Below are 19,023 nucleotides of genomic sequence, written 5' to 3' on the forward strand. Positions count from 1 at the left end.
AAAATAAAAAAGTAAAAATAATACATAACATACAGTGTGTTGGGAAATAATAATACAAAAATATACGTTCACGAATGAAAAATCCCTTTTTACGACAAAATCACAGAAACTACACAAAAATATTTTTATAATTTAGCATAAAGTAAATATATTGATTAAGTTACAAAATATATTTATATACGATACTTGTTAACATAAAAGTTTATATAAGGGGGAATACTTGTGATTAAGAAGAAAGTATTGAAAATGGCAGCTGTATGTACGACGATGGCTATGATGCTGTCAGTGGGAGCTTTAATGGGAAGTGGAGAAAAGGTTCAAGCAGCGCAAATGAAAAGTGCAAAAGAAGTTGTTAAAGATATGGGAGTTGGCTGGAATTTAGGTAATTCATTAGATTCAACAGGAAGTTGGTTAGGAAATAATGGAGATCCTACAAGTTATGAAACAGCATGGGGAAATCCTAAGACAACAAAAGCAATGATTAATAAAATAAAGGAAGCAGGATTTAAGACAGTGAGAATCCCAGTAAGTTGGGGGCAACATATGGGTGCATCACCAAATTATACTGTTGATGAAAAGTGGATGAATAGGGTACAAGAAGTTGTTAATTATTGTATAGACAATAATTTGTATGTTGTATTAAATATACATCACGAGGATTGGATTGTTCCAACTAATGCTAAAAAGTCAGAAGTAGAACCAAAACTTGAAAAATTATGGACTCAAATAGCTACTCGATTTAAAAATTATGATGACAAGTTAATATTTGAAGCATTAAACGAGCCTAGAGTTCAAGGAAGTGCAGAAGAGTGGTCTGGAGGAACTAAAGAAACTAGAACAGTGATAAATTCTTATAATAAAGTGGCATTAAAAGCAATAAGAAGTACTGGTGGTAATAATGCAAAGAGAGCAGTAATGATGCCTACAAATGCAGCATCAGGAGCAGAGGTTGCTCTTAATGATTTAGTTCTTCCAGATGATAGTAACTTAATAGTGTCAATTCATGCATATTCACCATACAATTTTGCTATGAATACTAGTGGAACAAGTTCATGGAATTCTTCTAAAGATAAAGGAGAATTAGAATCAGAATTTGATAGATATTATAATAAGTTTGTTGCTAAGGGAATCCCAGTTGTTATTGGAGAATTTGGTTCTATTAATAAAGGAAATGATTCAGCTAGAGTTCAACATGCTAAAGATTATATAGAAGTTGCAACAAAGAGAAATATTAGATGTATTTGGTGGGATAATAACTATTCTAAAGTTAATGAAGGAGAAACTTTTGGTATCTTTAATAGAAATAATTTAACATGGTATCATGAAGATATACAAAAGGCATTAATTAGTACATATAACAAATATAATACAAATGGTAATTCTAGCAGTAGTAATTCAAACAATACAAATAGTAGTAATTCAAATAGCAATAGCAATACTAATAGTGGTAATAATACAACAAGTAATGAATTAGTTAGTGGAAAAACATATTATATTAAAAACATAAATAGTAATATGTATTTAGATGTGTATAACGGAAAAGATAAAAATGGTACTAATGTTCAACAACATAAAGGAAATGGAGAAAAGGCACAAAAATTTAAGGTTGTATCTGTAGGTAATGGATATTATAAATTAGTAGCACAAGTTGAAAATAAAGATAAGGTTTTAGATGTAGAAAAAAAGAGTAGTAAGAACGGAACTAACATATGTATTTATAAAGATAATGGTGGCAATAATCAAAAGTTTAAAATAACTAGTGTTGGAACTAATAAATATACTATTGCTACAAAAGTATCTAATGGTAAATCTTTAGTAGAAGTAAAAAATGCAAGTAAAGCTAATAAAGCAAACGTTCAACAATGGGAAAATAACGGACATAAATGTCAACAATGGAAGTTTGAATTAGCAGAGTAATTTAAGTAACATATTGACAATAGGTTTTTCTAGGAATATAATATTATAAAATTCATTGAAAGAAAGAGTAAGTATATTCTTAGTATCCAAAGCGAGTAGGGTTTGGTGAGAGCCTATGAGAAACGATATATTGAAAGACATTCTGGAGAAGCTTATTTGAAATAGAGTAGAATAAGACGGTTTGCCTCCGTTATAGGGTTCTGAGATGATAATGTATTAGTACGTTATTGAATTAGGATGGTACCGTGAAGATATGCTTTCACTCCTATTGGGAGTGAAGGCTTTTTTTATATAAAAGTAGAGCTCATTTTATATAGGTAATATTCTAGTTCGGTTGCATTATTAAAAAGGGTGGTACCGCGAAATATTTTGCCCCTTGAGTTTTTACTCAAGGGGTTATTAATTTTTTGGAGGTAATGATAATGAAAAGAAGATTAGTAAAAGAATTAAATAATTTAATAAATGAGAAAGTATTAATTGAAGGGTGGGTTCATAAGGTAAGATCATTAAAATCAATATCTTTTTTAATATTAAGGGATAGATCTGGTTTAGTTCAATGTGTAGTAGATAATGATAAATTTAATGTAAATGATATAACAATAGAATCAGTAGTTTCTGTTATTGGTAAGGTAAATGAAGGGAAAAACTCATTAAATCCATTTGAAATTGAAGTGCAAAGTATAGATGTTATAAATGAAGCTAAGGAAAGTTTACCAATAGAGATAAATAAAGAAGAATTAGAAGTAAATTTAGATACGATGCTTAATAATAGAGTCTTAAGTTTAAGACATAAAAAGGTAAATGCAATTTTTAAAATACAAAATATAATAGTAAATTCCTTTAGGAAGTTTTTATATAATGAAGGATTTACTGAAATTCATACACCTAAAATTGTTAAAGAGGGTGCTGAAGGTGGTACAGAAGTTTTCGAAGTAAAATATTTTGAGAATAAAGCCTATTTAGCACAAAGTCCTCAGTTTTATAAACAAATGATGGTTGGTGCAGGCTTTGAAAGAGTATTTGAAGTTGGCCATGCATATAGAGCAGAGGAGCATAACACTAATAGACATCTTAATGAATATGTAAGTATGGACTTAGAAATGGGTTTTATAGAAAGTGAAGTTGATCTTATGGAACTAGAGGAACAATTACTAAGTTATATTTTACGTAATATAGAAATTGAGGGGAGAGAATATTTAAGGGTATTAGGAGTAGTATTGCCACAAATTAGTGAAGAGATTCCAAAGATCAAATTTAAAAAAGCAATTAATATACTAAAAGAAAGATATAATAAAAGTGATTTAGTCGGTGATTTAGATCCTGAAGGAGAAAAGCTTTTATGTAGATATGCAAAAGAAAAATATAATAGTGATTTTATATTTATTACAAACTATCCTAGAAAAAAGAGACCAATGTATACTATGCCATGTGGAGAAGAGGAAACTCATAGTTTCGATTTGTTATTTAAAGGTATAGAAATAACTACTGGAGGGCAAAGAATTCACAACTATGATATGTTAGTAGAGAATATGAAATTTAAAGGATTAAACCCTAAAAATTATGAAAGCTATTTAGAGGTATTTAAATATGGAATGCCTAAACATGGGGGATTAGCTATAGGTTTAGAAAGACTTACAGCAAGAATTTTAGGATTAGAGAATGTAAGAGAAGCTACTCTTATTACGAGGGATAGGAAAAGATTAATTCCATAAAAAAGTAGAGGTTTGTAAAAAGTGAATTATAAAGAATTGAAGAAGTTCTATGGGTAAAAGCATAGGACTTTTTTATTATGGTTTTTATTAAAAATAAAAATCTACGTGACGTAACAATTAATTTTTAAATATAAAAATACACATAGAATACATATAAAAAACACCATAGATAGATAGAGTGAAGATTATATCTAGTGATATTATGAAATTAACATAAGAAAACAATTATAGGTACTTATTTAACAATAGTCAGCTATATGTTATGAAAAGAAAAGGGAGGGTATGGTATGAGTGAACAATTAAACACAAGTGAGACGGTAATAATTATTCCAGCATATTGCCCTGATGTAAGACTACTTAAGTTAATAATTGAGATACACAAGATAAAGAATTTACCTATCGTAGTTATTGATGATGGAAGTGGTGAAAAGTATAAAAAGATATTTTTAGCTGTGGAGGAAGTGCCAAACTGTATCGTTTATTATCATGAAAAAAATCAAGGAAAAGGTAGTGCACTAAAAAGTGGTGTTAGACTTGCGGCACAAAAATATCCAGAAAATCTTGGATATGTTACTGCTGATGCTGATGGACAACATTCTGCTAAAGATATTGTAAAGATTGCAAATAGTATTAGAGAAAATAAAGAAGAGATATTAATAGGAACAAGAGATTTTTCTTCTGGTAATGTGCCACTTAGAAGCAAGATAGGAAATGCTATTTCTTCTTTAATGTTTTATTTTGTAACAGGAATTAGGTGTAAAGATACACAAACCGGCCTCAGAGGAATAACAAGAAAAAATGAAGAAGAATTTTTATCTTCAGAAGGTACTAGATATGAGTTTGAAATGAATTTTCTTATTAATGTTGCAAAAAAACATATTGGTATAAAAGAAGTACCAATTGAGACAATTTATTTAGAAGAAAATAAGTCATCTCATTATAATGCTATAAGAGATTCTTTCCGTATTTTTACTGGTATATTTAAATTTGCTGGATCATCAATAGTAAGTGCAATAATAGATTTAACAGTGTTTTTTATTCTCACTAGTGGCATATTATATACATCTTCACTAGGTATCATTGAAGCAACGATAATAGCAAGGATATGTTCGGGAACTGTTAATTTCTTACTTAATCAAAGGTGGGTATTTAACGGAAATAAAGATACTAGAGAAGCTATAAAATATGGGATGTTTTTTATTCTTCAAATGGGGGCAAGTGGATTTATAGTATCTAAGTTATCTTCCAAGTTTGTAAATTTGACAGTAACTAAGATGATAGTTGATAGTATATTATTTTTTCTTAGCTATTTTATTCAAAAACATTTTATATTTAAAAAAAGAAGTAAGGAGAGAATAAAAGTTGGAGTTTCTAAAAAAACCATATAGATGGGCAATAATAATCACAACAATAATCATAGTTTTCTCAACTTTTGTGTTGTTAGATACTTTTGTCATACCTAAATCGAGAGAGAATGTTGAAAATTATAATAGTGATAATAATTCAACATCATCTAATGAAAATGAAAGTGATACAACAAAAGAAACGGAAGCTGTAGTTTCAGAGAATAGTTATTCTGATGATAATATAGAAATATCTATTGAAACAGATAGAAAAGATGAAACAACTTATTATGTTGCAGATATCACCATAAAAGACAAGAGTTTGCTAAAAACAGCTTTTGCAGAAAATACCTATGGTAGAAATATTAAAGAAAAGACATCGGAAATTGCAAAAGAGCATAATGCTATTCTTGCTATAAATGGAGACTTTTATGGATTCAGAGATGCTGGTTATGTTTTACGTAATGGAATATTATATAGGGAAACAAAGAGAACTTCTGATAATGATGAAGATTTAGTAATTGATAACGATGGCAATTTTAAAATTATAAATGAAAATGATACTGATATTGATGAATTAGATGGTGATATATGGCAAATAATCTCTTTTGGACCAGCGTTAATTAAAGACGGAGAGATTGTAGTAGATGCTGATGACGAAGTGTCTAAGTCTATGAATAGTAATCCCAGAACTGCTATAGGACAAGTTTCACCACTACATTATATTATTGTTGTATCAGATGGTAGAACTAGTGAAAGTAAAGGATTCTCTCTTGAAGAGTTAGCAGAAGTATTTAAAGAAAAAGGATGTACTGTGGCATATAACTTAGATGGTGGAGGATCTTCATCAATGGTATTTATGGGAGAAGTAATAAATAAGCCTACAACAAATGGTAAGAGAATTGAAGAAAGAGAGGTTAGTGATATTGTTTATGTCGGATATTAGAAAGAAGTTTTTAAAAACAATAGTGATTTTTATAATGATAACTATATTTACATTTATTTTTAATAAAGTTTATGGCATTTTTGGACATGGAGTTACTTCACCATACATGACATATATGTTTTTATATCCTTTGGTAGGAGGTGTCCTTTTTTATGGAATTGTTATGTTGTTCATACCAAGTATAGTAAATAAAAAGAAATATCGGTTTTTCTATAATATTTATAACTCAGGTATTGCAATACTAACAGTAGGAAGTTTATTAAGAGGAGTAATGGAGATTGCCGGAACATCTTCATTCTATCTAATTTTTTATACCCTTATAGGATGGTTATCTGTTATTATATCAATAAGTGCTTTAATAATCGAATGAATACCAATTTTACAAAAATTCATTTATAATTAGTGCAGTATGAATAATATTTATCATTATGTTTTATTTTAAAATGTAAATTGGTAGAAAGTAAGGTGATTGATATTGAAGAATAAAAATTTTATAGTAGCGGGTATATTTTTAGTTTTTATTTTCATCATAACAATACTAAACATTATCTCACCAACAAAAATATACTCGGAAAAAGAAAAAAGAAAACTAGCTCAATCACCGGAATTAAATAAAGAAACAATACTCTCAGGAAAATTTACACAAGAATTCGAAGAATACTTCAATGACCAATTTGTATTTAGAGATAATTGGATTAGTTTAAACACAAAATATAAAATCTTGTCTCTAAACAAACATATAAATGACGTATATCTAGGTAAGAACAATTATTTATTTGAAGATACATCGTCATACGATACAAAAAAACTATATAAAAACATGGACCATTTGAAAAATTTAATAAGTAAATATAAAGATTCAATTGGAGAAAATAATATTAATATTATGTTGATTCCTAATGGTAGTGAGATTTTATCAGATAAGCTCCCTAAATATGCTACAGTTCTAGAACAGCAAAAGATATTAAAAGATGCCGAAGTTATGTATAAGGATAATTTCATCAACACATACGATATTCTAAAAAGAAATAAGTCTAAGTACATATACTATAAAACAGATCATCACTGGACTACTCTTGGTGCATATTATGCATACAATGCTTGGGCTGACAAAACAAACCATGAAATAAAACCATTTTCATCAGATAATACAAAAATAATTTCTACTAATTTTTTAGGTACTATATATTCAAAAATTAATTATGCAAAAGAACCTGATATCATAACTATTTACAATCCAGAAGAAAAGTATAGCGTAAACTATGATTCAAATACCTCTAGTAGCACTAGTTTATATAACTTAGAATACCTAGAAAAGAAAGACCAATATTCAGTATTTTTAGATGGCAATCATGGATTAGTAACCATAACATCTTCAAACACCAACGGTAAAAATCTTCTCATAATAAAAGATTCATACGCCAATTGTTTTATACCATTCATTGCTGATGAATATGAAAAGATTCATGTAATAGATTTAAGATACTATAACTCAAGCCTTGAAAGTTATATTGAAGATAATGATATTTCCGAGTTATTAGTTTTATACAATATTAATTCTATTGCAAAGGATACAAATCTATATAAAGTAACAAAATAATATATATGAAAAAAGCAAATTATTTTACTCACTAAGGTGATGATAAAATAATTTGCTTTTCTTTATTAATAGTAACAATTTAAAGTGCTATTTAATATATAGCAACTACTTAGTATTTAATATATCTTCGATAATTTTTTTAGCAATATCATTTTGATTTTCATAATACGCTAGAAGTTCACTATCCTCTTCTAAAGAATCATTATAGCCACCAAGCATTATAAAAAATACATAATCATCATATTTATAAACCTCAGATGATTGAGTCTTTAATTCATTCATAGGATACATCATAGTATCATTAATTAACATATCTCTATACTCAGTCAAAGCATCGAAAACCTCGTTTACTTTACCGTCTTTAGCTTCCACAGCAACAAAAGTATCGACATGAGCACTCATAGCAGGAATATCTGCTACTGCATCTTTGTACATATCATCAGTTAAACCAAATTTTTCATTAATCTCTTCTTTACTTAAAGACATAGTAGCTAAATATTTATCTCCATAAGCATCTGCAACAGCTTCACGAATTGCCTCAACACTTTTTTCGGCTACGACTCCACCATTATTGTCACTGTTTTCAATTCCAGTAGATTGTTGATTGTTCAAAGCATCATCACTTTTAGCGCATCCTACTAAAGATGTAACCCCTAAAGTAGCTGCTAAAAATAGCGTTAATATTTTTTTCTTCATATGTTCTCCTCAACTTTCTTTTGTTTATCATTACTTAAATAATCATAGTTACATTATACATTTTAATTCGACAATTGACGATATGTTTATGATAATATAAAGTGAACTTATAATTAAATAATATACCTGTGCATAGTCTTCTTTTAAAATATTTAACTAAATTAAAGGATGAGGTGATATAAGTTGGTTTTCAGTAGCCTAACATTTATGTTTGCTTTTTTACCCATGGTTTTATTAGCTTATTTTATCATGCCAAAAGCAGTACGAAATCTAACACTATTTCTATTCAGTTTATTATTTTATGCCTGGGGAGAACCTATATATATTTTAATAATGATTTTTTCGACAATAGTAGATTACTTCCACGGCATGTTAATCTATAAATATAAGCAATGTGATAATAATAAAAAATCTAGACTAATTTTGATATCGTCTATCTTCATAAACTTATCACTATTAGCATTTTTTAAGTATTCTGATTTCTTTATATCAAGTGTAAATACTATATTCGGCTCTAATTTAAAATTATTAAATTTAAGCTTGCCAATTGGTATATCTTTTTATACGTTTCAAACTATGTCTTATTCTATAGACATTTATAGAGGAACGGTTACTCCTCAAAGAAATATAATTGATTTTGGGACTTATGTTGCACTATTTCCCCAATTAATAGCAGGACCTATTGTTCAATATAAAACAATAGCTCATCAACTAAGGAACAGAAAAGAAAGTCTAGACCAATTTACATATGGAATAATTAGATTTGTATCTGGACTTGGGAAAAAAGTACTTATTGCAAACAATGTTGGACTTATATGGGAAGAGATAATCTCAAATGACTTAAGTACTATCTCTGTTCTATCAGCATGGATTGGAATAATTATGTTTGCACTACAGATATATTTTGATTTTTCTGGTTACTCGGATATGGCAATTGGACTTGGAAATATGTTTGGATTTAAATTTAAAGAAAATTTTAATTATCCCTATGAATCCAAAAGCATTACAGAGTTCTGGAGACGATGGCATATTTCATTAGGATCTTGGTTCAAAGAATATGTATATATTCCACTAGGAGGAAACAGAAGATATAAAGTAAGAAATATTTGTATAGTATGGTTACTAACAGGATTATGGCATGGAGCTAGCTGGAACTTTGTAATATGGGGAATATATTTTGGTTCAATACTGTTATTAGAAAAATTTATACTAAAGAAGTTTTTCAACATCAATTCAAGAATATATGCTCTATTATTAATTTTAATTGGATGGGTTATCTTTGCTTTTGATAATTTACAAGATGGATTAATATACATGAAATCTATGTTTTCAATTAATAGCAACGTATTTATAGATAACAATGCTTTATACATATTAACTTCTAATATAACTATTATAATAATTGGTATTATTGCATCTACTAGTATTCCAAAGAAAATTATTAGCTATTTTCTAAAAGGCAAGGAAAATTCTTGGACATTCTCTATTGTTACATCAGTATATATACTAGGTATACTTATTCTTTCTACTGCTTCTTTAGTTAATAGCTCATATAATCCATTCTTATATTTTAGATTTTAGAGGTTGAATAAATAATTTTACAAAAATTCATCTATAATTAGTGGAGTATGATGATATAATATCAAAATTAGAGTAGCATATTTTTGATAATTAAATTAGAAGGGTGATATAAGATGAAACAAAAGATAATAAATAAAATACATCATGTGGCAATAATAGTATCAGATTATGAAAAATCTAAAGACTTTTATGTAAATAAATTAGGTTTTGAAATTATTAGAGAGAATTATAGGATTGAAAGAGATGATTATAAGTTAGATTTAAAGCTAGGAGATTGTGAACTTGAGATATTTGGGATGAAAGGAAACCCTAAAAGATTATCAAGACCAGAAGCTTGTGGATTAAGACATTTAGCCTTTAAGGTAGATTGTATTGAAGAAGTTATAAAAGAGTTAAACAAAAAAGGTATAGAAACGGAACCAATAAGAATAGATGAATTTACCAATGAAAAAATGACATTCTTTTTTGATCCAGATGGATTACCTTTAGAATTACATGAATAATATTTATCATTTTATAAAGTAATAGAACTTGAAATCACGAAAAAAGCAAGAATAGAATTAATATTTTCATTTGTTTTAATATGAAAATCTTGCTGTTTTGATTATGGTATGGTGAACCGTATCACAAGTAAGTGCGAACTTTACCAAAATTGGATATATAAATGAAAGGTAGGTCTGCTTTAATTCTGCAATGAAACTCACAAAAATCTAAAATTTGAATTTTTGTAGGTTATTGTAGTTTTATTCATAGGTTCTTCGTTTTTCACCTATTTCAGCAAATTAGAATTTGTTTTTTCTAATCTATAGTATTGAAAGAAATTGTAAAACATTCCACAAATATATTTTTTATATTCATTTCAGATTTAGGTTAAAGTTAGTAGTTATTCTTTTGTGTATATAAGTTATTTGAAGTAATAAAGTTTCAATTGAATTTGGATAAATATGAATATAAAAGTATTGAAAAAAAATAAAAGTTTATATATAATGTAATTATACTAAAATATAAACATGAAAAATATAAATGTAAAGGAGATGTAAATATGCGCAAAGAGGTAGTTTTTAACTAAACTAACTGAATAAGGATTATTTTAAAAAGTATATGAAAAAAATCTTGGATAACTCAAGGTTTATTTGTGGTAGAAACAATTATTAATAATATTGATATTACCATGTCTATTTGTGTACTCTAAAAATAATCAGTATTATAATGAGCATATTACATCTTTATTTGAAGAATAGGAAAACTGTGTTCTAAACACGGTATTTTTATGCCTATTTTTACTATATTTATAGATATGATATAAGACTTTAATTTGCATAGCTTAATCATAAGTTATATAAATTAAAGTTGTATATTTCATGTTTATATTTAGGTTATATAATTATGAGGCTGTAAGTGAATTATGTTCACTTACAGCTTTTTTTATTTAAGGAGATTATTTTGATGATTTATATATTTAAATATGAAGATTATGAAAAACAAATAAATTTTTTTAAAAATACTAGGATGGTGATTATTAATGGTTAATAAACTTTCAGCATATAAAACTTATTTATTATTTTCAGCTATTACAGCAATGTGTTTTTCACTAGTAGCTACAGTTATGATAGTGTATCACATTGAAACGGTGCATTTAAATCCACTTCAGCTTATACTTGTTGGAACTACTTTAGAAGTAGCATGCTTTATATTTGAAATTCCTACAGGAATAGTTGCAGATGTGTACAGTCGTAAACTATCTATTGTTATTGGTGTAGTTTTAACAGGAGTGGGATTTATTTTAGAAGGTTCTATTTCTAGTTTCGTTTTCGTACTTGTAGCACAGATTGTATGGGGATTAGGTTCTACTTTTATTAGTGGATCTGTTGAAGCTTGGATTGCGGAAGAAGAGAAAGATAAAGATTTGGATAAAATTTATATAAAGGGAGCACAAGCAGGACAGATAGGATCGGTTATTGGAATAGTACTAAGCACTGTAATAGCTAATTTATCTGTAAGACTACCTATTATAGTTAGTGGAGTCTTATTTATAATTCTTGCATTATTTTTATGGTTATATATGCCAGAAAATAATTTTAAATCATCTGCTCCAGAGGATTTAAATACTTTTAAAAAGATGGGATATACCTTTAAATCTGGTCTTAAATTTATAAAAAATAAACCTATAATTATAATTTTGCTTTCAGTAACTTTATTTTATGGATTATCCAGTGAAGGTTATGATAGACTTTCTAATATGCATTTTTTACAAGATACTATGCTTCCTAAACTTGGAAACCTTAAACCAGTGACTTGGTTCGGAATTTTTGGAATTGCAGGAATGATATTGAGTGCTATAGTAATGCATTTTATGGAAAAGAAGCTTAAGGATGATGATAAGAATAAAAATGGAAAGCTGTTATTATGTATAAATATATTTTATATATCATTTATGTTCATATTTGCTATTACAAAAAGATTTAACTTAATGCTAATAGCTTATTTAGCGACAAGTACCTTTAGAACTATAAATGAACCTATATTTAGTGCATGGCTTAATGGACATATAGATGACAAGGCCAGATCTACTGTACTTTCTATAAATGGACAAATAAATTCCTTAGGTCAAATTTTAGGTGGACCAATTATAGGAATCATAGCTACAAATATTTCAGTGAGTATGGGTATAGCATGTACTTCGTTATTAGTAACACCGGTATTAGTGTTATATATTGTTGCTATGATAATGGATAAAAAGGTGGTTGATAGAGTTGGAGGTATTGATTATGAAGAAAATAATTAATATAGGAATCGTAGCACACGTGGATGCAGGAAAAACAACTATAACAGAAAACTTATTATATTATAGTGGAGCTATAAAATCAGTTGGAAGAGTTGATTTAGGCAATACACAGACGGATTCTATGGAGCTTGAGCGTAAGAGAGGGATTACCATTAAATCATCAACCATATCTTTTAATTGGAATAATGTCAAGGTTAATATTGTTGATACTCCAGGACATGTGGATTTTATTTCGGAAGTTGAACGTTCATTAAGTGTTTTAGATGGAGCGATACTAGTTATATCAGGAGTAGAGGGTATTCAGTCACAAACAAGAATATTATTTGAGACATTAAAGGAGTTAAACATTCCAACAATAATTTTTGTAAATAAGCTAGATAGAATTGGGGCAAATTTCAATAAAGTATTTGAAGATATAAAGAAGAATATGTCCAATAAAGTAGTTAGATTACAAGAAGTATATGATGTAGGAAGCAAAGCTGTTTATATAAAAAAACTATTTGATACATGCATGATAAATGATGATGCTATTGATGTTTTATCAGACTTAGACGAAGCATTTTTAGAAAGATATATTGGTGGAATAGAACCTGATAAAGAAGAAATACAAGAAAAGCTTTCATTATATGCAAGTGAAGGAAGTCTATATCCAGTATTTTGTGGTGCGGCAGCAATTGGACTTGGAGTTGAAGACTTATTAGATGGAATTTGTAGTTATTTTCCATTTGCAGGTGATGATTGTGAAAGTGATTTATCTGGAGTAGTATTTAAAATCGAAAGAACAAGTAAAAATGAAAAGAAGGTTTATGTAAGATTATTTGGAGGAAAAATATCTGTAAGAGATAAAATTCAAGTACCTAATAAGGAGATAGCAGAAAAAGTAAAGAAAATTAATAGGTTAGAAAATGGGGGAGTTGTTGAAGCACAGAGGATAGAAGCAGGGGATATAGGTATTTTATATGGACTTACAAGTTTCCAAGTGGGAGATGTTATTGGAATTTCAAATGATAAAATTAAAAATATATCTATAGCTAAACCAGCATTAAAAACAACAATTTCTGCAATTGATAAAGAAAAAAATCCAGAGCTATTTAAAGCATTAACATTACTTGCAGAGGAAGATCCACTACTAGAATTAGAGATGAATGACATAGATAAAGAAATTTATGTCAACTTATTCGGTGAAGTTCAAATGGAAATACTAAGTTCCATGTTAGATGATTTATATGGAATAAAAGTAGAGTTTTCGAATATTGAGACTATCTATAAGGAAACACCTAAAGGTTTTGGAGCGTCAATAATGCATATGCAGGAAGACTTAAATCCATTTTGGGCGACAGTAGGCTTAGAAATAGAACCAGCAGGGAGAGGCGAAGGTCTTAGGTATATTTCTAATGTTTCAGTAGGGTCATTGCCAAAATCTTTTCAAAATGCAATTGAAGAAGCAGTTATTAAGACAAGTAAACAAGGATTATTTGGATGGGAGGTTACAGATGTAAAAGTCACTCTTAGCTGTGGTGAATTTTTTAGTCCAGCCAGCACTCCAGCAGATTTTAGAAATGTGACACCTATGGTATTCATGGAAGCATTATATAAAGCACAAACTGTTTTATTAGAGCCATTACATGAGTTTGAGTTAAAGATTCCTCAAAATGCTTTAAGCAAAGCGGTATGGGATTTAGAAACTATGAGGGCAACCTTTGATAATCCTATTGTTATAGGGGATGAATTCTCAATAAAGGGATTAATTCCAGTAGAAAATTCAAAAGAATATAAAATGAAAATAGCTTCATATACAGAAGGTAGAGGAATGTTTGTGACAAAATTTTATGGGTATAAGGAAGCTTCAGCTGAATTTTCAAAAGCACGCAAAAAAACAACGTATGATCCATTGAATAAAAAAGAGTATTTGCTTCATAAACTAAACGCAATTAGAGATTAAATTTAAATAGATAAGTTAAATTTTTATATGTAGGATTTAAATATAAGACATTCAAAGCCTAAAAGTAAAGGAAGGGTCGTCTGAAGAAGATGAAGACCCTTCCTTTTTTCATGTTACTATGCTTAATTGTAAGTGCTTGAAATTTGTAATATAATGTAAATAAAGTTTTTAATAATAAGGGGACGGCACAAATGAAAATCGACTTTAAAATAACAAAAGATGACTATATAAGCTTCAATTTACATCATTTAGAAAACTCGAAATCACAGAAAAGTACATTTAACATACTTAGATATGCTGTACCCATAATACTTTCTATACCAATCTACTTTACAGGAACGGGGATATTTAATCAACCGAGTATATATTGGATTATAGTAGCGATAGTTTTTTTAGTCATTTGGATTTTAACATATCCTAAGCAATACAAAAAATTAGTAGCTAAAGAAACTGATAAACTCATAAGTTAAGGAGATAATTCATCAATATTTGGAAGTAAGACTTTAGAAATTATTGATGGGACAATAGTAGTAAAAGGGGATTCTATATCAGAAACAGTATCGTTAGAAAGTATAAAAGATGTAAAAGTTTACGAAGATATGATCCTTATATATAAGTGGATTTGTAGCTCATATAATTCCAAGGAGATATTTAGATAAAGAAATAGAGAAAGAACTTATGAAAGAGCTTAAAAAATATAAGGCTTTAGAACAATTAAAGTAAAACGTGCTCCTTTGGAGGTGTAACGGAGAACCGTACCATAAGTAAATGAGATAAATAGCCTTAACCATTGATATTGTTTGGTTAAGGCTATTTATATAGTTAGAAGTAACGTATTATAAGCAATAGCTTATTTACAAAATATATTATAATGAAATTGATAATAAGTTTGAGTAATAGAGAAATAAGAATTCATATCCAGATATATCAGTTGTTTTAATGTTTTCACCAAAGAAAGAACTAAATCCAGTAAAAGTTAGAGTAATAAAAATTAATATCAAGTTTTTATTAATGGAATTTTACTTTGATGTTATAATAATAGTAATATAGGAGAATAATTTAACTAAAGATAAAAGCATAGAGGTAAAATATAGATGAGAAAAGTTAAACCATTAAATGATTTCATATTCAAGAAGGTATTTGGTGAAAAAGGAAATGAGGATATTTTAATATCATTTATCAATGCAGTGCTAAAGAGAACTAAAAAGGAACCTATTGTAGAAGTTGAAATTATTGATAATAAACAATTAACAAAGGAATTGATTTTAGATAAAACAGGAATAATTGATGTAAGAGCAAAAACTTCTAAGGGTGAAAATATTGATATAGAGGTACAACTTACAGATCAAGGAAATATGGATAAAAGAACATTGTTTTATTGGGGAAAGATGTATCTCGAAAATATAAAGCAAGGGCAAGATTATACAAGTTTAGAAAAGGTAATAACTATTAATATATTGGATTTTGAATTCTTAGGAACTGAAAATTATCAATCATCATTCCATCTATGGGAAGATATTGAGAAGGACTATATGCTAACAGATGTTGTTGAAATACATTTTTTAGAGTTGCCTAAATTCAGAAATAAGAAAAATAAAGATTACAGAGAAAATGATATAGAAAGATGGTTAATGTTTTTAGAAAAAGACATATCTGAAACTACATTGAAGGAGTTGATGAGTTTGGATACAGCAATAGAAAAGGCTGAACAAAAAATCGAATACTTAAGTAGTGATGAAGAAGCAATGAAAATTTACTATGAGAGAGAAAGATCACTTCATGAAAGAGCAAATATGATTAGTTCGGCAGAGGAAAGAAAGTCTATTGAAAATGCAATTAATTTTTTGAAATTAGGAGTTGATGTTGAAACTGTAGCTAAGGGTACTGGGCTTTCTATAGAAAAGATAAGAGAATTAAATAGTAATTTAGGATAGATAGACTATAAAAGTCTATCTTATTTTTTTGTAAAAAACATAGTTAAAACTTGAGATTAAAATATTATTAATTGTATTGTATATGGGAAAGTCTAAACTTTTTTACTTAACTTGTGCCATGATAAAAGGAGCTATAGCTCACGAAAATTCATTCGTTATTGCTACAGCACCGTATTATTTTATGTTAAGAAAGGTTAGAGTTAGTGTATTGAATTTAGATATTGCTATATTGTAGTTAACAAAGATTATAAAGACTTATAGTATATCTTCTAGAGTATATTTAGATAACTCATTAATAAAAGCTTGTAATGACTTAGAAAGAATTCCTTTAAGATTACAATTATTGGTCATTAGTGGGCAAAGTTTTGGGTTAGCCATACATTCAACTAAGTTTAGATTTTCTTCAGTTGCTACTAAAACTTTGCCAAGATTTATTTCACTTGGTTCTAAACCTAATTTTAATCCACCATTTCTACCTTTGGTTGATATGATATATCCTGTTTTAGCAAGCTTATGTATAACTTTTTTCATATGGTGTTCGGATACTTCTAGATACTTAGCAAGTTTATCCACTGTAGCAGTTTCATCTCTATTTCTAGCTAAATATATTAAGGATCTAAAAGCATAGTCTGTGAATTTAGATATTTGCATAAGTCCTCTCCTTTAGAATTTGAATATATTATATTGAAATAAAAAATATATATTTGATTTACAATTTTATATTTTATGATAAATTACTTTTATAAATCAAGGAAGAGTTACAAATGACTAAATAAATATTCATTTATATTATTATTCTATTTTTTAAAAATAAAATGTGTATTTAAATTGCACATTTTAAAATGTTATGTTATATTAAATGTACAAAGCGATAATAATTATTAAATAATATAAATTTAATATTGGAAAACAAAAGACTAAAGGAGAGAAAATATATGTTAGATCAAAAAACAATTGAAATAGTTAAAAGCACAGTACCGGCGTTAAAGGAGCATGGTGTAGAAATTACAAAAACTTTCTATAAAAATATGTTTGAAAATAATCCGGAAGTTAAGAGATTATTCAATATGGATAGACAAGCTTCAGGAGAGCAACCAAAGGCGTTAGCTATGACAATATTAGCAGCGGCTCAGAATATAGATAACTTAGAAGTTTTATTACCAGCAGTAAAGAAAATAGGAGAAAGACACTGTGATGTTCAAATTAAAGAAGAACATTATCCAATAGTTGGAGCTAACCTTTTAGTAGCAATCAAAGAAGTTTTAGGAGATGTAGCAACAGATGAGGTTATTGATGCCTGGGGTAAAGCTTATGAAGTGATAGCTAAAATATTTATAGATGTTGAAAAAGAAATCTACGAATCAAGAAATAAATAATAAATGTGTATACCTAGACTCATATTAATGTGAGTCTAGTTTTTATTTGTACTACAGTTTTAAGGAAGATGAATTTTACATAATAAAAATTATATATGTTTATTTTTTATAAAAACTTAATATAATATGAATAAGAAAAGCTTAGTGCAAGTAACACTAAGCAATCCTTAGAACATTTTAAGTTTTAGGATTATTGAATCTTAAAAATATTAATTTTCTAGAAATAGCACTTAGTCTTGGTTGGATGTAGTGCTGTTTTCAGTTGTTTTAAAACTTCAATTAAAACATTTAATATCTATGGAGTATGAGGTACATATGAAAAAAACATTATATGATTATAAAGAAACTATAAAAAAACTTCCTATAAAAGAAAAATACGAGAGAAGTGAATTATTAATAGATGATTTGCTTATAGAAAGGAATGGAAATATAGAAATATACTATGCTTCACATAATGAATATATAAATTCTAAAGCTAAGATATTTATTATAGGGATAACACCTGGGTTTCAACAAATGAGTACTGCTATTGCTACTGCTCGAAAAGAATTAGAGTTAGAAACTGATATTGAAGAAATTCAATATAAATGTAAGGTAGCTGGTAGGTTTAGTGGAAGTTTAAGAAAAAATGTAATTAGTATGTTAGATTATATAAAACTTAATGAGGTTCTTGATATTAGTAGTTGTTCTGATTTATTTGAAGATAAAGATTATTTGCTACATACAATATCACTTATACCTTATCCTGTGTTTGTAAAAAAGCAAAATTATTCTGGGCATACACCTAGATTACTAAAAAGTGATTTTCTAATGAAATATGTATACGATAATTTTATTAATGAACTTAAGAGTATTGAAAAGTTTAAAGATATATTACTAATACCTTTAGGTAAGGCAGTTGAAGAGGTATTATTAAAGTTGTCTAAAGAAGGTTTTATTTGTGAAAAGCAAATTCTTAGAGGATTTCCACACCCCTCTGGGGCTAATGTAAATAGAGTCAATCAGCTAGAAGAAAATAAAGAAAGTTTGATAAAACAAATTAAAGAAAATATAGGACTGAAAAATAAATATTATTTTTGAAATATACGTCACGTAGATTTCAATTTTAGAATGAAATTTTCAAAGGTCCATCGTAATGAAGAATATACAAAAAATATGGTGGTTGGTGCTTTTTTATTATATTGTTGAAAC

General features: G+C 27.9%; 16 protein-coding genes and 1 other annotated feature. Of the genes, 14 read left to right on the top strand and 2 right to left on the bottom strand.

All coding sequences use genetic code 11. The annotated features are described in order from the left end of the window. Positions 1 to 222: 222 nt before the first annotated feature. The 6 genes from KQI30_RS04010 (at position 223) to KQI30_RS04035 (ending at position 7,518) form a co-directional block, all read left to right on the top strand. On the top strand, positions 223 to 1,917 hold the full coding sequence (locus KQI30_RS04010; protein ID WP_216461925.1) for a cellulase family glycosylhydrolase: 1,695 nt from the start codon (positions 223 to 225) through the stop codon (positions 1,915 to 1,917). A 46-nt stretch (positions 1,918 to 1,963) separates the two neighbouring features. Then, positions 1,964 to 2,187 (top strand) — a binding site (T-box leader). A 152-nt stretch (positions 2,188 to 2,339) separates the two neighbouring features. Then, positions 2,340 to 3,629, top strand: coding sequence for an aspartate--tRNA(Asn) ligase (gene aspS, locus KQI30_RS04015; protein ID WP_216461927.1), 1,290 nt, complete (start codon positions 2,340 to 2,342; stop codon positions 3,627 to 3,629). Positions 3,630 to 3,916: 287 nt separating this feature from the next. After that, the gene (locus tag KQI30_RS04020) at positions 3,917 to 5,017 is read left to right on the top strand and encodes a bifunctional glycosyltransferase family 2/GtrA family protein (protein WP_216461929.1); all 1,101 of its coding nucleotides are present in this window, start codon (positions 3,917 to 3,919) and stop codon (positions 5,015 to 5,017) included. Continuing rightward, positions 4,992 to 5,918, top strand: coding sequence for a phosphodiester glycosidase family protein (locus KQI30_RS04025; RefSeq protein WP_216461930.1), 927 nt, complete (start codon positions 4,992 to 4,994; stop codon positions 5,916 to 5,918). Before KQI30_RS04020 ends, KQI30_RS04025 begins: the two co-directional genes overlap by 26 nt. Next, entirely contained in the window at positions 5,905 to 6,288 is a 384-nt protein-coding gene (locus KQI30_RS04030; protein WP_216461932.1) for a hypothetical protein, read from the top strand. The genes KQI30_RS04025 and KQI30_RS04030 overlap by 14 nt, the downstream gene beginning before the upstream one ends. A gap of 105 nt (positions 6,289 to 6,393) precedes the next feature. Then, positions 6,394 to 7,518, top strand: a complete 1,125-nt coding sequence (locus KQI30_RS04035) for a DHHW family protein (protein ID WP_216461933.1) — start codon at positions 6,394 to 6,396, stop codon at positions 7,516 to 7,518. 105 nt (positions 7,519 to 7,623) lie between these two features. On the opposite strand, the gene KQI30_RS04040 is transcribed toward KQI30_RS04035, so the two are convergent. Next, positions 7,624 to 8,214 carry a DUF4358 domain-containing protein gene (locus KQI30_RS04040; RefSeq protein WP_216461934.1) on the bottom strand — a complete coding sequence of 197 codons (591 nt, stop codon included), beginning with the start codon at positions 8,212 to 8,214 and terminating at the stop codon, positions 7,624 to 7,626. A gap of 183 nt (positions 8,215 to 8,397) precedes the next feature. Here KQI30_RS04040 and KQI30_RS04045 point away from each other — a divergent pair, with 183 nt between their 5' ends. The 6 genes from KQI30_RS04045 to KQI30_RS04070 all read left to right on the top strand — a co-directional run bounded on the left by KQI30_RS04045 (position 8,398) and on the right by KQI30_RS04070 (position 16,691). After that, on the top strand, positions 8,398 to 9,795 hold the full coding sequence (locus KQI30_RS04045; RefSeq protein WP_216461935.1) for an MBOAT family O-acyltransferase: 1,398 nt from the start codon (positions 8,398 to 8,400) through the stop codon (positions 9,793 to 9,795). A gap of 113 nt (positions 9,796 to 9,908) precedes the next feature. After that, positions 9,909 to 10,298, top strand: a complete 390-nt coding sequence (gene gloA2, locus KQI30_RS04050; RefSeq protein WP_216461936.1) for an SMU1112c/YaeR family gloxylase I-like metalloprotein — start codon at positions 9,909 to 9,911, stop codon at positions 10,296 to 10,298. Positions 10,299 to 11,317: 1,019 nt separating this feature from the next. Then, positions 11,318 to 12,580 (top strand): tetracycline efflux MFS transporter TetA(P), encoded by a 1,263-nt coding sequence (gene tetA(P), locus KQI30_RS04055; protein WP_006440994.1) that lies wholly within the window; start codon positions 11,318 to 11,320, stop codon positions 12,578 to 12,580. Beyond that, positions 12,564 to 14,522, top strand: a complete 1,959-nt coding sequence (gene tetB(P), locus KQI30_RS04060) for a tetracycline resistance ribosomal protection protein TetB(P) (protein ID WP_006440995.1) — start codon at positions 12,564 to 12,566, stop codon at positions 14,520 to 14,522. Before tetA(P) ends, tetB(P) begins: the two co-directional genes overlap by 17 nt. A 1,094-nt stretch (positions 14,523 to 15,616) precedes the next feature. Then, positions 15,617 to 16,456, top strand: coding sequence for an Rpn family recombination-promoting nuclease/putative transposase (locus KQI30_RS04065; RefSeq protein ID WP_216461937.1), 840 nt, complete (start codon positions 15,617 to 15,619; stop codon positions 16,454 to 16,456). An 82-nt stretch (positions 16,457 to 16,538) separates the two neighbouring features. Then, positions 16,539 to 16,691, top strand: coding sequence for a hypothetical protein (locus KQI30_RS04070; RefSeq protein WP_216461938.1), 153 nt, complete (start codon positions 16,539 to 16,541; stop codon positions 16,689 to 16,691). Between the two features lie 20 nt (positions 16,692 to 16,711). On the opposite strand, the gene KQI30_RS04075 is transcribed toward KQI30_RS04070, so the two are convergent. Next, positions 16,712 to 17,107, bottom strand: coding sequence for an RrF2 family transcriptional regulator (locus KQI30_RS04075; RefSeq protein ID WP_216461940.1), 396 nt, complete (start codon positions 17,105 to 17,107; stop codon positions 16,712 to 16,714). Positions 17,108 to 17,391: 284 nt separating this feature from the next. On the opposite strand from KQI30_RS04075, the gene KQI30_RS04080 reads away from it, so the two are divergent. Together KQI30_RS04080 and KQI30_RS04085 are read left to right on the top strand one after the other, a co-directional pair. Next, positions 17,392 to 17,832: a globin domain-containing protein gene (locus KQI30_RS04080; protein WP_216461941.1), complete on the top strand. Its 441-nt coding sequence runs from the start codon at positions 17,392 to 17,394 to the stop codon at positions 17,830 to 17,832. A gap of 315 nt (positions 17,833 to 18,147) precedes the next feature. Next, positions 18,148 to 18,912 (top strand): hypothetical protein, encoded by a 765-nt coding sequence (locus tag KQI30_RS04085; RefSeq protein WP_216461943.1) that lies wholly within the window; start codon positions 18,148 to 18,150, stop codon positions 18,910 to 18,912. The last annotated feature ends 111 nt before the right edge of the window (positions 18,913 to 19,023 follow it).

Origin of the sequence: Clostridium bornimense (assembly GCF_018917145.1) — a bacterium.
Lineage (GTDB): Bacteria > Bacillota > Clostridia > Clostridiales > Clostridiaceae > Clostridium_AN > Clostridium_AN bornimense_A.

Bases quoted from the DNA above. Each gene is read 5' to 3' on its own strand.
- aspS (WP_216461927.1), top strand. From the start codon at position 2,340: ATGAAAAGAAGATTAGTAAAAGAATTAAATAATTTAATAAATGAGAAA.
- KQI30_RS04020 (WP_216461929.1), top strand. From the start codon at position 3,917: ATGAGTGAACAATTAAACACAAGTGAGACGGTAATAATTATTCCAGCA.
- KQI30_RS04030 (WP_216461932.1), top strand. From the start codon at position 5,905: ATGTCGGATATTAGAAAGAAGTTTTTAAAAACAATAGTGATTTTTATA.
- KQI30_RS04040 (WP_216461934.1), bottom strand. From the start codon at position 8,214: ATGAAGAAAAAAATATTAACGCTATTTTTAGCAGCTACTTTAGGGGTT.
- gloA2 (WP_216461936.1), top strand. From the start codon at position 9,909: ATGAAACAAAAGATAATAAATAAAATACATCATGTGGCAATAATAGTA.
- KQI30_RS04065 (WP_216461937.1), top strand. From the start codon at position 15,617: ATGAGAAAAGTTAAACCATTAAATGATTTCATATTCAAGAAGGTATTT.
- KQI30_RS04070 (WP_216461938.1), top strand. From the start codon at position 16,539: ATGGGAAAGTCTAAACTTTTTTACTTAACTTGTGCCATGATAAAAGGA.
- KQI30_RS04075 (WP_216461940.1), bottom strand. From the start codon at position 17,107: ATGCAAATATCTAAATTCACAGACTATGCTTTTAGATCCTTAATATAT.
- KQI30_RS04080 (WP_216461941.1), top strand. From the start codon at position 17,392: ATGTTAGATCAAAAAACAATTGAAATAGTTAAAAGCACAGTACCGGCG.
- KQI30_RS04085 (WP_216461943.1), top strand. From the start codon at position 18,148: ATGAAAAAAACATTATATGATTATAAAGAAACTATAAAAAAACTTCCT.